At 53.8% G+C, this 14,465-nt stretch carries 9 protein-coding genes, 1 tRNA gene and 3 rRNA genes; 9 read left to right on the top strand and 4 right to left on the bottom strand.

Translation table 11 applies throughout. The features are described from left to right. Positions 1-7 precede the first annotated feature (7 nt). The 5 genes from rbsA (at position 8) to rbsR (ending at position 5,429) form a co-directional block, all read left to right on the top strand. Positions 8-1,513 (top strand): ribose ABC transporter ATP-binding protein RbsA, encoded by a 1,506-nt coding sequence (gene rbsA, locus Electrica_RS24970; RefSeq protein ID WP_142255815.1) that lies wholly within the window; start codon positions 8-10, stop codon positions 1,511-1,513. A 5-nt stretch (positions 1,514-1,518) separates the two neighbouring features. Then, a complete protein-coding gene (rbsC, locus tag Electrica_RS24965) occupies positions 1,519-2,484 on the top strand; it encodes a ribose ABC transporter permease (RefSeq protein ID WP_004869245.1) in 966 nt (321 codons plus the stop codon). Between the two features lie 27 nt (positions 2,485-2,511). Continuing rightward, positions 2,512-3,402 carry a ribose ABC transporter substrate-binding protein RbsB gene (gene rbsB / locus Electrica_RS24960; protein WP_100684560.1) on the top strand — a complete coding sequence of 297 codons (891 nt, stop codon included), beginning with the start codon at positions 2,512-2,514 and terminating at the stop codon, positions 3,400-3,402. Between the two features lie 98 nt (positions 3,403-3,500). Further along, positions 3,501-4,433, top strand: a complete 933-nt coding sequence (gene rbsK / locus Electrica_RS24955; RefSeq protein WP_160704457.1) for a ribokinase — start codon at positions 3,501-3,503, stop codon at positions 4,431-4,433. A gap of 12 nt (positions 4,434-4,445) precedes the next feature. Continuing rightward, a complete protein-coding gene (gene rbsR / locus Electrica_RS24950; protein WP_165457195.1) occupies positions 4,446-5,429 on the top strand; it encodes a ribose operon transcriptional repressor RbsR in 984 nt (327 codons plus the stop codon). Here the strand turns inward: rbsR and mdtD are convergent. After that, a complete protein-coding gene (gene mdtD, locus Electrica_RS24945) occupies positions 5,426-6,823 on the bottom strand; it encodes a multidrug transporter subunit MdtD (RefSeq protein ID WP_142255814.1) in 1,398 nt (465 codons plus the stop codon). The two genes, rbsR and mdtD, sit on opposite strands and share 4 nt — an antisense overlap. A 12-nt stretch (positions 6,824-6,835) precedes the next feature. Next, entirely contained in the window at positions 6,836-7,537 is a 702-nt protein-coding gene (locus tag Electrica_RS24940; RefSeq protein WP_142255813.1) for a FadR/GntR family transcriptional regulator, read from the bottom strand. Positions 7,538-8,019: 482 nt separating this feature from the next. Here Electrica_RS24940 and Electrica_RS24935 point away from each other — a divergent pair. The 4 genes from Electrica_RS24935 (at position 8,020) to rrf (ending at position 13,163) form a co-directional block, all read left to right on the top strand. Beyond that, positions 8,020-9,559: ribosomal RNA gene (locus Electrica_RS24935) — 16S ribosomal RNA — on the top strand. An 85-nt stretch (positions 9,560-9,644) separates the two neighbouring features. Further along, positions 9,645-9,720: transfer RNA gene (locus Electrica_RS24930), tRNA-Glu, on the top strand. A gap of 220 nt (positions 9,721-9,940) precedes the next feature. Further along, positions 9,941-12,847: ribosomal RNA gene (locus Electrica_RS24925) — 23S ribosomal RNA — on the top strand. Between the two features lie 200 nt (positions 12,848-13,047). Then, a 5S ribosomal RNA gene (gene rrf, locus Electrica_RS24920) occupies positions 13,048-13,163 on the top strand. Together the 16S, 23S and 5S rRNA genes with 1 tRNA gene alongside form the textbook arrangement of a ribosomal RNA operon. 205 nt (positions 13,164-13,368) lie before the next feature. On the opposite strand, the gene mobB is transcribed toward rrf, so the two are convergent. Together mobB and mobA are read right to left on the bottom strand one after the other, a co-directional pair. Further along, the gene (mobB, locus tag Electrica_RS24915) at positions 13,369-13,875 is read right to left on the bottom strand and encodes a molybdopterin-guanine dinucleotide biosynthesis protein MobB (protein WP_142255812.1); all 507 of its coding nucleotides are present in this window, start codon (positions 13,873-13,875) and stop codon (positions 13,369-13,371) included. Further along, positions 13,872-14,453, bottom strand: coding sequence for a molybdenum cofactor guanylyltransferase MobA (gene mobA / locus Electrica_RS24910; protein ID WP_142255811.1), 582 nt, complete (start codon positions 14,451-14,453; stop codon positions 13,872-13,874). The genes mobB and mobA overlap by 4 nt, the downstream gene beginning before the upstream one ends. Positions 14,454-14,465: the final 12 nt, after the last annotated feature.

Raw genomic sequence — 14,465 nt, 5'->3', positions numbered from 1 at the left:
CGCCGATATGGAAGCCTTATTGCAATTAAAAGGGATCGATAAAGCGTTCCCTGGCGTGAAGGCGCTCTCCGGCGCCTCGCTCAATGTCTATGCTGGCCGCGTAATGGCGCTGGTCGGCGAAAACGGCGCCGGCAAATCCACGATGATGAAGGTGCTGACCGGGATCTATACCCGCGATGCCGGCTCACTGCTGTGGCTCGGCAAAGAGATCACCTTCAACGGACCGAAATCCTCCCAGGAAGCCGGTATCGGCATTATTCATCAGGAACTCAACCTGATCCCACAGCTGACGATCGCGGAAAACATTTTCCTCGGTCGTGAGTTCGTCAACCGGTTTGGCAAAATCGACTGGAAAACGATGTATGCCGAAGCCGACAAACTGCTGGCGAAGCTGAACTTACGCTTTAACAGCCAGAAACTGGTGGGCGATCTGTCGATTGGCGATCAGCAGATGGTTGAAATCGCCAAGGTGCTGAGCTTTGAGTCGAAGGTCATCATTATGGATGAACCCACGGACGCATTGACCGATACCGAAACGGAATCTCTGTTCCGCGTCATCCGCGAGCTGAAAGCGCAGGGGCGCGGGATTGTCTATATCTCTCACCGTATGAAAGAGATCTTCGAGATTTGTGATGATGTGACGGTTTTTCGCGACGGGCAGTTTATCGCCGAGCGCGAGGTGGCCAGTCTGAATGAAGATCTGCTGATCGAAATGATGGTTGGCCGCAAGCTGGAGGATCAGTACCCGCATCTCGATAAAGCGCCGGGGGCGGTTCGCCTGAAAGTAGACAATCTGTGCGGGCCGGGCGTTGAAAATGTGACCTTTTCCCTTCGTCAGGGTGAAATTCTCGGCGTCGCCGGGCTGATGGGGGCTGGCCGCACGGAGTTGATGAAGGTGCTGTACGGCGCATTGCCGCGCACCAGCGGTTCCGTCACGCTCGATGGCCATGAAGTGGTGACCCGTTCCCCTCAGGATGGGCTGGCAAACGGGATTGTCTATATCTCTGAAGACCGCAAGCGCGATGGCTTAGTGCTCGGTATGTCGGTGAAAGAAAACATGTCATTAACGGCGCTGCGCTATTTCAGCCATGCCGGTGGCCGCCTGAAGCACAAAGATGAGCAGCAGGCGGTAGGCGATTTTATCCGCCTGTTCAATGTGAAAACGCCGTCAATGGAACAGGCGATAGGCCTGCTCTCCGGCGGTAACCAGCAAAAAGTGGCCATCGCTCGCGGGCTGATGACGCGGCCGAAGGTGTTGATCCTTGATGAACCGACTCGCGGCGTGGACGTGGGGGCGAAGAAAGAGATCTATCAGCTGATCAACCAGTTTAAAGCCGATGGTCTGAGCATCATTCTGGTCTCTTCGGAGATGCCGGAAGTGCTGGGCATGAGCGATCGCATCATGGTGATGCATGAAGGGCATCTCGGCGGTGAGTTCACACGCGAGCAGGCCACCCAGGAAGTATTGATGGCTGCCGCTGTGGGCAAGCTTAACCGTGTGAATCAGGAGTAAAAAAGATGACAACCCAGGCTGTTACTGGTCGCCGCTATTTCACCAAAGCATGGCTGATGGAGCAAAAGTCGTTGATTGCCCTGCTGGTGCTGATAGCGATTGTTTCGACCATGAGCCCCAACTTTTTTACCGTTAATAACCTCTTCAATATCCTGCAACAAACGTCGGTCAACGCCATTATGGCCGTCGGAATGACGCTGGTCATTCTGACCTCAGGGATCGACCTGTCCGTCGGGTCCCTGTTGGCGCTGACCGGCGCGGTTGCGGCATCGATTGTGGGGCTGGAGGTGAATGCGCTGGTGGCGATTGCCGCAGCGCTTGCCTTAGGCGCGGCAATTGGCGCGGTGACCGGCGTGATTGTGGCGAAAGGGCGTGTGCAGGCCTTTATCGCCACCCTGGTAATGATGCTGCTCCTGCGCGGGGTGACGATGGTTTACACCAACGGTAGTCCGGTGAATACCGGGTTTACTGATAACGCCGACCTGTTTGGCTGGTTTGGTATCGGTCGCCCGTTAGGGGTGCCGACGCCGGTGTGGATTATGGCAATCGTCTTTCTGGCGGCCTGGTACATGCTGCACCATACGCGGCTGGGTCGTTATATCTACGCGTTGGGTGGTAACGAGGCGGCGACCCGTTTATCCGGTATCAGCGTCAATAAAGTAAAAATCATTGTCTATTCGTTATGCGGCCTGCTGGCTTCGCTGGCGGGGATTATCGAAGTGGCACGCCTCTCTTCCGCGCAGCCGACGGCGGGTACCGGCTATGAACTGGATGCTATCGCGGCGGTCGTGCTCGGCGGCACCAGTCTGGCGGGGGGGAAGGGGCGTATTGTCGGTACTTTAATTGGTGCGTTGATCCTTGGCTTCCTGAACAACGGTTTGAATCTATTAGGCGTTTCTTCCTATTACCAGATGATCGTGAAAGCGGTGGTAATTTTGCTGGCGGTGCTGGTAGACAACAAAAAGCAGTAACTAAGAACTCTACAGGACATCTTAACTATGAATATGAAAAAACTGGCGACCCTGGTCTCTGCTGTGGCTCTCAGTGCAACCGTCAGCGCCAACGCGATGGCGAAAGATACCATCGCTCTGGTTATCTCTACCCTGAATAACCCGTTCTTTGTTTCTCTGAAAGAGGGGGCGCAGAAAGAAGCTGACAAACTGGGCTACAACCTGGTGGTACTGGATTCGCAGAACAACCCGGCGAAAGAGCTGGCGAACGTGCAGGATTTAACGGTACGTGGCGCGAAGCTGCTGCTGATTAACCCCACCGACTCTGATGCGGTAGGTAACGCGGTGAAGATGGCTAACCAGGCCAAAATCCCGGTCATTACCCTCGACCGTCAGGCTTCGAAAGGCGACGTGGTCAGCCATATCGCGTCTGATAACGTGCTGGGCGGTAAGATGGCCGGCGACTATATTGCGAAGAAAGTCGGTGAAGGCGCGAAAGTGATTGAACTGCAGGGTATTGCCGGGACCTCTGCGGCTCGTGAACGTGGTGAGGGCTTTAAGCAGGCCGTTGCCGCGCACAAATTCAACGTTCTGGCCAGCCAGCCGGCGGACTTCGACCGTACCAAAGGTCTGAACGTCATGCAGAACCTGCTGACCGCTCATCCTGATGTGAAAGCGGTGTTTGCGCAGAACGATGAAATGGCGCTGGGTGCGCTGCGCGCATTACAAACGGCGGGCAAATCCGATGTGATGGTGGTTGGATTTGACGGTACTCCGGATGGCGAAAAAGCGGTAAATAGTGGCAAACTGGCAGCGACCATCGCTCAGTTGCCAGAGCAGATCGGCGTGAAAGGCGTGGAGACTGCTGATAAAGTGCTGAAGGGTGAGAAAGTGGACGCCAGCTATCCGGTTGAGCTGAAACTGGTCATTAAGCAGTAATATGCGATTCGGACCGGAAACGGTCCGAGGGACAACATAAAAAGAAAAGCAGGGCATGCGCCACCGGAGTCCGGTGGCGCGCTTTCCCGGGAACAGAAATAATGAAAACCTCAGGCAAACTTGTCGTCCTTGGCAGCATCAATGCCGATCACATTCTTAACCTTGAATCTTTCCCGACGCCGGGCGAAACCGTCACCGGCCAGCATTATCAGGTGGCTTTCGGCGGTAAAGGGGCGAACCAGGCCGTCGCCGCCGGGCGAAGCGGCGCGGATATTGCGTTTATTGCCTGTACCGGCGATGACGATATCGGCGAACGCGTTCGCCGCCAGCTGGAGCGCGATCGGATCGATGTTGCGCCGGTGCGTGCGGTAAAAGAGCAATCGACCGGCGTGGCGCTGATTTTTGTTAACGCCGAAGGTGAGAATGTCATCGGTATTCATGCCGGCGCTAACGCCGCGCTCTCTGTCGGGCAGGTTGCGGCGGAAGAAGCGCGTATTGCGGGTGCCCAGGCGCTGCTGATGCAGCTGGAGTCACCGCTGGAAAGCGTGCTGGCGGCGGCAAAAATCGCCCATCAGCATCAAACCACCGTTGTGCTCAACCCGGCGCCGGCGCGCGCCCTGTCCGATGAGCTGCTTTCGCTGATAGATATTATTACGCCTAACGAAACCGAAGCTGAAAAGCTGACCGGCATCCGCGTTGAGAACGATGACGATGCGGCTAAGGCGGCCCGTGCGCTGCATGAAAAAGGCATTGGTATCGTGATGATTACGCTTGGCAGCCGGGGCGTATGGGTCAGTCGCGAAGGTCAGGGCCGGCGGATTCCCGGTTTTAAAGTGCAGGCCATCGATACCATTGCCGCGGGTGATACCTTTAATGGCGCCTTTGTGACGGCCTTACTGGAAGGAACTGCGCTGGACGAAGCGATTCGTTTTGCCCATGCCGCGGCGGCGATTGCCGTTACCCGCAAAGGCGCACAGCCTTCCGTACCATGGCGCGAAGAAATCGACGAGTTTTTACGTCAACAGGGGTAACGTTTGGCTACCATGAAGGATGTAGCCCGCGAAGCGGGCGTTTCCACTTCAACAGTTTCTCACGTCATTAATAAAGATCGCTTCGTCAGTGAAGCGATTACGGCCAAAGTTGATGCGGCGATTAAAAACCTTAACTATGCGCCGTCTGCGCTGGCGCGCAGCCTCAAATTAAACCAGACCCGGACCATCGGCATGCTGATCACCGCCAGTACCAATCCGTTTTATTCGGAACTGGTGCGCGGCGTGGAGCGCAGTTGTTTTGAGCGCGGCTATAGTCTGGTGCTGTGTAATACCGAAGGCGATGAGCAGCGCATGAACCGCAATCTTGAGACGCTGATGCAAAAACGCGTCGACGGTTTGCTGCTGCTGTGCACCGAAACGCACCAGCCTTCACCGGAAATTATGCAGCGCTACCCGTCAGTCCCTACGGTGATGATGGACTGGGCGCCGTTCGACGGCGATAGCGATCTGATTCAGGACAACTCGCTGCTGGGCGGCGATATGGCAACCCAATATCTGATTGATAAAGGATATACCCGCGTCGCCTGTATTGCCGGACCGCTGGATAAAACGCCGTCGCGCCTGCGCCTGGAGGGGTATCACGCGGCGATGGCGCGCGCCGGACTGCCGGTGGCGGAAGGTTATGTCATTACCAGTGATTTCGAGTTCGGCGGCGGATTTAGCGCCATGCAAAAGCTGCTCGCCTTACCCGAGCGGCCGCAGGCGGTCTTTGTCGGTAACGATGCGATGGCCGTTGGGGCCTATCAATCGTTGTATCAGGCCGGGTTACGGATTCCGCAGGATATGGCGCTGGTGGGATATGACGATATTGAACTGGCGCGCTATATGACGCCGCCGCTGACGACTATCCATCAGCCAAAAGATGAACTGGGCGAACTGGCCATCGACGTACTGATTCATCGCATGGCCGACCCGGGTCAGAAACAGCAGCGCGTTCAGCTCACCCCGGAGCTGGTTGTTCGCGGCTCCGTTTAACCCTTATGCCGCTCTTTAATCAGATTGTGGCCGTCTTTCGCTCTTAACAGTATAAATGTCAGCGCCGAAACCACGGTAATCACCCCCATCGTAATAAAGGTGTAGTGAAACTGCTCGACGGTACTGGCATTGCCGAACCCTTCATAAAAACGTAGCACTGCCGCACTAATGGCGACGCCGAGGCTAATGGATAGCTGTTGCGTCACGGCCAGCAGGCTATTGCCGCTACTGGCGTTATCATCGGTTAAATCGGCCAGCGTGATGGTATTCATCGATGTGAACTGGGTAGACATGGCCATCCCCAGTACAAACAGCGGCAGTAAAAGCATCCAGATGGGCATTTCCGGGGACTGGAATGCGAACTGGGCAATCATCAGTCCGATAAAAATGGTGACGCTGACCAGGGTTTTCCGATAGCCGAGCCAGCGTAAAATCTGCGTCACGGTCGATTTCGCGATAATCGACCCGATTGCGGTGGGGGCTATCATGCAGCCTGCGACGATCGCCGGATAGCCAAAACCGACCTGCAACATCAAGGGCATCAGAAACGGCACACAGCCGGTACCCAGACGCGTCGCCAGATTACCGGCAATACCGACCGAAAAGGTGCGCGTCTTAAATAAAGAAAGCGAGATCAGCGGCGCCGGGTGGCGACGCGCGTGGCGGATATAGGCCAGCAGTAGCATGACGCTGAGGGCAATGACCGAAAGGGCTATCCAGGTTGCGACGATTTTCTCGCCAAACAGTTCGATGCCGCTGGAAAACAGTACCAGACTCAACCCAAACAACAGAAAACCGGTGATATCGAAACGCCGGCGCGGCGTGGTGAAATTCGGCATACATTTACGCGCGTAAAGTATCCCGATAATGCCGATAGGAATATTAATGAGGAAAATCCAGTGCCAGCTGGCCCAGGTGACCAGCACTCCGCCGAGTACCGGCCCAAGAATAGGGCCAACCAGTCCGGGCATGGTGACGAAGTTCAGTACCGGGAGCAGTTCGCTGCGCGGGTAGGCTCTTAATAATGCCAGGCGCGCCACCGGCATCATCATGGCGCCGCCTGTCCCTTGAATCACGCGAAAGATAACCAGCTCCATTAATGAACTGGAGAGGGCGCAGGCCAGCGAACCGAGCGTAAACAGGCCAACGGCAATGATAAACACCTTACGGGTGCCGAAGCGGTCTGCTAACCAGCCGCTGACCGGGATAAGCATGGCGACGGTTAATGTGTAGCTGATAATGGCGGACTGCATGGCCAACGGAGAACGGTTAAGGCTATGCGCAATGGCGGGAAGGGCGGTGTTGAGAATGGTGGCGTCCAGCGCCTGCATAAAAAAAGCCATGGCGGCAATCCACGGCAGTCCGGCCATACTGCGTCCTTTCTTTTCGCTCATGCGGAACCCTTGTTACTTGCCTGAATGGTTTGGTGCGTTCAATAACGTCTGGCAGGCGCTAAGCGCGCGCGGGCCATCGCTATCCTGGATAGCGTCGACAATGGCCTGGTGGAGATCCAGCTTTACCACTTCGTTCTGAGTAATAGAGGTGAAGTAGGTGTGGTAGACCGAATGAAACAGAGAAGCGAAAGCGATCAGGAACGGATTTCCGCTCATTTCATAAATGTGCTCATGCCAGGCCATATCGACTTCTATCCAGCGTTCGCGCAGAAAGCGTTTTTTTAACTGCCCCATCTCTTCCATTAAGGTATTGAGCTGCACCTTTTGTTCTGCGTTACCAAAGGTAGCCGCCAGAAAACAGGCCTGAGGCTCCAGGCTGCTACGCATAACCAGGAAATGGTTCACCACCTCTTCAAAGTTATCTTCCGTTAACCACCATGAAAGCAGTTCCTTATCGAGGAAGTTCCAGCTACTGCGTGGCATGACCCGGGTACCGATACGCGGGCGCGGCAACAGCATCCCTTTGGCGGTAAGTGTTTTAACCGCTTCACGTACCGCGGTGCGACTCACGCCAAACTGTTCGCCCAATTCCATTTCGCCTGGAAGAATACTTTCCGGCGGGTATTCGCCGGTCAGGATTTTTTGAGCCAGCTTCTCTGCTAATACCCAGGAGATGTTCTTTTGTGCCGCCAGTTGCTGTGCGCTTAAAGACATAGATGCCGTTCCTTTCTCTTTTTATCTGTATCAGTATGCCATCTGGTGGACTGTTTCGTTGGTTAAAACAGCAAAACGCTGGTTTTTTGCCACGTTATGCGCTGTTTTGGTGAAAAAAGAGACGGTTGAAAAGTTTTTTTAAAACAGGGCTTGTCAACGTCTCAGAACTCCCTATAATGCGCCTCCACTGACACGGAACAACGGCTTACAGGCCGCCGGGTTAGCGGGGTTCAGCGATGAGCACCGACAGAGAAAAGCAAAAATAAATGCTTGACTTTGAAAGAGGAAAGCGTAATATACGCCACCTCGCGACAGAGCGCTAAGCGCCGTCGCAACTGCTCTTTAACAATTTATCAGACAATCTGTGTGGGCACTCAAAGTGACATGGATTCTTAACGTCCTCGGACGAAAAATGAATACCAAGTCTCAGTGAGTGAACATACGTAATTCATTACGAAGTTTAATTCATGAGCATCAAACTTAAATTGAAGAGTTTGATCATGGCTCAGATTGAACGCTGGCGGCAGGCCTAACACATGCAAGTCGAACGGTAGCACAGAGAGCTTGCTCTCGGGTGACGAGTGGCGGACGGGTGAGTAATGTCTGGGAAACTGCCTGATGGAGGGGGATAACTACTGGAAACGGTAGCTAATACCGCATAACGTCGCAAGACCAAAGTGGGGGACCTTCGGGCCTCATGCCATCAGATGTGCCCAGATGGGATTAGCTAGTAGGTGGGGTAACGGCTCACCTAGGCGACGATCCCTAGCTGGTCTGAGAGGATGACCAGCCACACTGGAACTGAGACACGGTCCAGACTCCTACGGGAGGCAGCAGTGGGGAATATTGCACAATGGGCGCAAGCCTGATGCAGCCATGCCGCGTGTATGAAGAAGGCCTTCGGGTTGTAAAGTACTTTCAGCGAGGAGGAAGGCATTAAGGTTAATAACCTTGGTGATTGACGTTACTCGCAGAAGAAGCACCGGCTAACTCCGTGCCAGCAGCCGCGGTAATACGGAGGGTGCAAGCGTTAATCGGAATTACTGGGCGTAAAGCGCACGCAGGCGGTCTGTTAAGTCAGATGTGAAATCCCCGGGCTCAACCTGGGAACTGCATTTGAAACTGGCAGGCTTGAGTCTTGTAGAGGGGGGTAGAATTCCAGGTGTAGCGGTGAAATGCGTAGAGATCTGGAGGAATACCGGTGGCGAAGGCGGCCCCCTGGACAAAGACTGACGCTCAGGTGCGAAAGCGTGGGGAGCAAACAGGATTAGATACCCTGGTAGTCCACGCTGTAAACGATGTCGACTTGGAGGTTGTTCCCTTGAGGAGTGGCTTCCGGAGCTAACGCGTTAAGTCGACCGCCTGGGGAGTACGGCCGCAAGGTTAAAACTCAAATGAATTGACGGGGGCCCGCACAAGCGGTGGAGCATGTGGTTTAATTCGATGCAACGCGAAGAACCTTACCTACTCTTGACATCCAGAGAACTTAGCAGAGATGCTTTGGTGCCTTCGGGAACTCTGAGACAGGTGCTGCATGGCTGTCGTCAGCTCGTGTTGTGAAATGTTGGGTTAAGTCCCGCAACGAGCGCAACCCTTATCCTTTGTTGCCAGCGGTCCGGCCGGGAACTCAAAGGAGACTGCCAGTGATAAACTGGAGGAAGGTGGGGATGACGTCAAGTCATCATGGCCCTTACGAGTAGGGCTACACACGTGCTACAATGGCATATACAAAGAGAAGCGACCTCGCGAGAGCAAGCGGACCTCATAAAGTATGTCGTAGTCCGGATTGGAGTCTGCAACTCGACTCCATGAAGTCGGAATCGCTAGTAATCGTAGATCAGAATGCTACGGTGAATACGTTCCCGGGCCTTGTACACACCGCCCGTCACACCATGGGAGTGGGTTGCAAAAGAAGTAGGTAGCTTAACCTTCGGGAGGGCGCTTACCACTTTGTGATTCATGACTGGGGTGAAGTCGTAACAAGGTAACCGTAGGGGAACCTGCGGTTGGATCACCTCCTTACCTGAAAGAACCTGCCTTTGTAGTGCTCACACAGATTGTCTGATGAAAAGTAAAAAGCAAGGCGTCTTGCGATTGAGACTTCAGTGTCCCCTTCGTCTAGAGGCCCAGGACACCGCCCTTTCACGGCGGTAACAGGGGTTCGAATCCCCTAGGGGACGCCACTTGCTGGTTTGTGTGAGTGAAAGTCGCCGACCTCTGTATCTCAAAACTGATTCTCCGGAATCACGTTTGAGATATTTGCTCTTTAAAAATCTGGATCAAGCTGAAAATTGAAACGACACACTGTTCCCTTTCTCCGTAATAAGAAAGGAAAAGCGGTGTGTCCGAGTCTCTCAAATTTTCGCAACACGAACCGTTTTACGAAACAGTTTCGGGTTGTGAGGTTAAGCGACTAAGCGTACACGGTGGATGCCCTGGCAGTCAGAGGCGATGAAGGACGTGCTAATCTGCGATAAGCGTCGGTAAGGTGATATGAACCGTTATAACCGGCGATTTCCGAATGGGGAAACCCAGTGTGATTCGTCACACTATCGTTAAGTGAATACATAGCTTAACGAAGCGAACCGGGGGAACTGAAACATCTAAGTACCCCGAGGAAAAGAAATCAACCGAGATTCCCCCAGTAGCGGCGAGCGAACGGGGAGCAGCCCAGAACCTGAATCAGTTTGTGTGTTAGTGGAAGCGTCTGGAAAGTCGCAGGGTACAGGGTGATACTCCCGTACACTAAAATGCATATTCTGTGAGTTCGAAGAGTAGGGCGGGACACGTGGTATCCTGTCTGAATATGGGGGGACCATCCTCCAAGGCTAAATACTCCTGACTGACCGATAGTGAACCAGTACCGTGAGGGAAAGGCGAAAAGAACCCCGGCGAGGGGAGTGAAAAAGAACCTGAAACCGTGTACGTACAAGCAGTGGGAGCCTCTTTATGGGGTGACTGCGTACCTTTTGTATAATGGGTCAGCGACTTATATTCTGTAGCAAGGTTAACCGAATAGGGGAGCCGCAGGGAAACCGAGTCTTAACTGGGCGTTAAGTTGCAGGGTATAGACCCGAAACCCGGTGATCTAGCCATGGGCAGGTTGAAGGTTGGGTAACACTAACTGGAGGACCGAACCGACTAATGTTGAAAAATTAGCGGATGACTTGTGGCTGGGGGTGAAAGGCCAATCAAACCGGGAGATAGCTGGTTCTCCCCGAAAGCTATTTAGGTAGCGCCTCGTGAACTCATCTTCGGGGGTAGAGCACTGTTTCGGCTAGGGGGTCATCCCGACTTACCAACCCGATGCAAACTACGAATACCGAAGAATGTTATCACGGGAGACACACGGCGGGTGCTAACGTCCGTCGTGAAGAGGGAAACAACCCAGACCGCCAGCTAAGGTCCCAAAGTCATGGTTAAGTGGGAAACGATGTGGGAAGGCACAGACAGCCAGGATGTTGGCTTAGAAGCAGCCATCATTTAAAGAAAGCGTAATAGCTCACTGGTCGAGTCGGCCTGCGCGGAAGATGTAACGGGGCTAAACCATGCACCGAAGCTGCGGCAGCGACGCGTATGCGTTGTTGGGTAGGGGAGCGTTCTGTAAGCCGTTGAAGGTGGCCTGTGAGGGTTGCTGGAGGTATCAGAAGTGCGAATGCTGACATAAGTAACGATAAAGCGGGTGAAAAGCCCGCTCGCCGGAAGACCAAGGGTTCCTGTCCAACGTTAATCGGGGCAGGGTGAGTCGACCCCTAAGGCGAGGCCGAAAGGCGTAGTCGATGGGAAACAGGTTAATATTCCTGTACTCGGTGTTACTGCGAAGGGGGGACGGAGAAGGCTATGTTGGCCGGGCGACGGTTGTCCCGGTTTAAGCATGTAGGCGGAGGTTCCAGGTAAATCCGGTACCTTATTAACGCTGAGGTGTGATGACGAGGCACTACGGTGCTGAAGTGACAAATGCCCTGCTTCCAGGAAAAGCCTCTAAGCATCAGGTAACATCAAATCGTACCCCAAACCGACACAGGTGGTCAGGTAGAGAATACCAAGGCGCTTGAGAGAACTCGGGTGAAGGAACTAGGCAAAATGGTGCCGTAACTTCGGGAGAAGGCACGCTGATGGTAAGTGAAGCGACTTGCTCGTGGAGCTGAACTCAGTCGAAGATACCAGCTGGCTGCAACTGTTTATTAAAAACACAGCACTGTGCAAACACGAAAGTGGACGTATACGGTGTGACGCCTGCCCGGTGCCGGAAGGTTAATTGATGGGGTTATCCGTAAGGAGAAGCTCTTGATCGAAGCCCCGGTAAACGGCGGCCGTAACTATAACGGTCCTAAGGTAGCGAAATTCCTTGTCGGGTAAGTTCCGACCTGCACGAATGGCGTAATGATGGCCAGGCTGTCTCCACCCGAGACTCAGTGAAATTGAACTCGCTGTGAAGATGCAGTGTACCCGCGGCAAGACGGAAAGACCCCGTGAACCTTTACTATAGCTTGACACTGAACACTGGTCCTTGATGTGTAGGATAGGTGGGAGGCTTTGAAGTGTGGACGCCAGTCTGCATGGAGCCGACCTTGAAATACCACCCTTTAATGGCTGGTGTTCTAACGTAGACCCGTCATCCGGGTTGCGGACAGTGTCTGGTGGGTAGTTTGACTGGGGCGGTCTCCTCCCAAAGAGTAACGGAGGAGCACGAAGGTTAGCTAATCCTGGTCGGACATCAGGAGGTTAGTGCAATGGCATAAGCTAGCTTGACTGCGAGCGTGACGGCGCGAGCAGGTGCGAAAGCAGGTCATAGTGATCCGGTGGTTCTGAATGGAAGGGCCATCGCTCAACGGATAAAAGGTACTCCGGGGATAACAGGCTGATACCGCCCAAGAGTTCATATCGACGGCGGTGTTTGGCACCTCGATGTCGGCTCATCACATCCTGGGGCTGAAGTAGGTCCCAAGGGTATGGCTGTTCGCCATTTAAAGTGGTACGCGAGCTGGGTTTAGAACGTCGTGAGACAGTTCGGTCCCTATCTGCCGTGGGCGCTGGAGAATTGAGGGGGGCTGCTCCTAGTACGAGAGGACCGGAGTGGACGCATCACTGGTGTTCGGGTTGTCATGCCAATGGCATTGCCCGGTAGCTAAATGCGGAAGAGATAAGTGCTGAAAGCATCTAAGCACGAAACTTGCCCCGAGATGAGTTCTCCCTGACTCTTTGAGAGTCCTGAAGGAACGTTGAAGACGACGACGTTGATAGGTCGGGTGTGTAAGCGTAGCGATACGTTGAGCTAACCGATACTAATGAACCGTGAGGCTTAACCTTACAACGCCGAAGCTGTTTTGGCGAAGAGACGAGATTGATTTTCAGCTTAGATTACAGATTAGCGAAAACGAAAGATTTTGCGCTGAGGCAAGGCGGCAAGCGAAGTAAAGGAAGGAGCATACAGGAGTATGTGACTGAGTTTACGAGCGAAGGCAACGCAGCATCAGAGTAAAAGATTCGTTTTGAGCACCAAGAATTTGCCTGGCGGCACTAGCGCGGTGGTCCCACCTGACCCCATGCCGAACTCAGAAGTGAAACGCCGTAGCGCCGATGGTAGTGTGGGGTCTCCCCATGTGAGAGTAGGGAACTGCCAGGCATCAAATAAAGCAGAAGGCCCGGTCGAAAGACCGGGCCTTTTGTTTTGTCTGGTGTTTATGGCAAAAGCAGCCCGTCCTCACGGACGGGCTTTTTGCGTTTTTATCGTTATTTATCCGCAGCGCTTAATCTTGCTGGAATAGCGAGAACGGGCGTAATAAACGCCCATTGGATTTGCCCCTATATATCCAGACGCGTTTTCTCTCTTAAGCTTCCGCCAACCAACGTAGAATAAACGCCACGATCTGCGGAATATTGTTTAAATCTAGCTGTGGGAGAGATGTCTCTATTGGCGTATCGCTGGCCACCGCAATCACATAATCATCTACGACAAGCTCCTCAACACGATGCCCGCTCTGTTGTCGAAAAAGCAGGATCTTCGCTACCGGCTCATGCTTAAACCCTTCAACCAGAACTAAATCCAGTTTTGATGCATCCATCCTGCTAACCAGCCAGGCCAAATCTACCTCTTCTGCATCCGGCGTTTCAGTCATTAGCGCCCAGCGTTGTGAACTGGCGACAATCGTTTGAGCCGCACCGGCTTTACGCAATTCATAGCTGTCCTTACCCGGTTTATCGACATCCATATTGTGATGGGTATGTTTGATCAAACCTGGACGCAGGCCAGCAGCACACAATGCGGGGATTAATTTCTTCAACAGCGTTGTCTTACCGCTACCACTCCAGGCGGAAATGGCGAGAACGGGGATCATGATTGCTCCTGTATGCTCTGCAAGTCATCAAGGGTATTGACGTTAATAAATGCCGGGCGGGCATCGCTGAAATCAACGCGATGCCCGCCGCTGTTGCGCATAAAAGCCATCACGCGTCGTTCGCCTGCGGCAAGATATGCCGCCAGATCGGGCATTACACATCGATTCATCAGGGCAATGGCGGGATGATCGCGTTCTCCGTCGTAGGCCCAGACTACGGGCGCGGTCTTTTTCTGCTGTAAAAAGCGCTCAGCCAGGAATGAGGGGATAAAGGGGGTATCGCAGGGACAGAAGAGAAACCATTCGCTCTCTGTCTGCTGCATCACGGATAGCATACCGGCTAATGGCCCCGGGAAGTCAGAGAGAGTGTCGGAATACACCGGATACCCGCTTTCATACCAGCGTTCCAGATTACGGTTGGCACTGATAGCCAGGTTGGTCACCTGAGGAGACAGCGCCTCTGCAACATGGCGCCATAATGGCTTACCGTCGAGTAGCTGCAATCCCTTATCCGCTCCCCCCATCCGCGTGGCCCTTCCGCCTGCTAATACAACGCCGGTTATGACCTCGCCTTGCATATCAATATCGCC

The organism is Klebsiella electrica, assembly GCF_006711645.1.
Classification (GTDB): domain Bacteria; phylum Pseudomonadota; class Gammaproteobacteria; order Enterobacterales; family Enterobacteriaceae; genus Klebsiella; species Klebsiella electrica.
This window is presented reverse-complemented; position numbering and strand designations above follow the sequence as displayed.

Bases quoted from the DNA above. Each gene is read 5' to 3' on its own strand.
- rbsA (WP_142255815.1), top strand. From the start codon at position 8: ATGGAAGCCTTATTGCAATTAAAAGGGATCGATAAAGCGTTCCCTGGC.
- rbsC (WP_004869245.1), top strand. From the start codon at position 1,519: ATGACAACCCAGGCTGTTACTGGTCGCCGCTATTTCACCAAAGCATGG.
- rbsB (WP_100684560.1), top strand. From the start codon at position 2,512: ATGAATATGAAAAAACTGGCGACCCTGGTCTCTGCTGTGGCTCTCAGT.
- rbsR (WP_165457195.1), top strand. From the start codon at position 4,446: ATGAAGGATGTAGCCCGCGAAGCGGGCGTTTCCACTTCAACAGTTTCT.
- mdtD (WP_142255814.1), bottom strand. From the start codon at position 6,823: ATGAGCGAAAAGAAAGGACGCAGTATGGCCGGACTGCCGTGGATTGCC.
- Electrica_RS24940 (WP_142255813.1), bottom strand. From the start codon at position 7,537: ATGTCTTTAAGCGCACAGCAACTGGCGGCACAAAAGAACATCTCCTGG.
- mobB (WP_142255812.1), bottom strand. From the start codon at position 13,875: ATGATCCCCGTTCTCGCCATTTCCGCCTGGAGTGGTAGCGGTAAGACA.
- mobA (WP_142255811.1), bottom strand. From the start codon at position 14,453: ATGCAAGGCGAGGTCATAACCGGCGTTGTATTAGCAGGCGGAAGGGCC.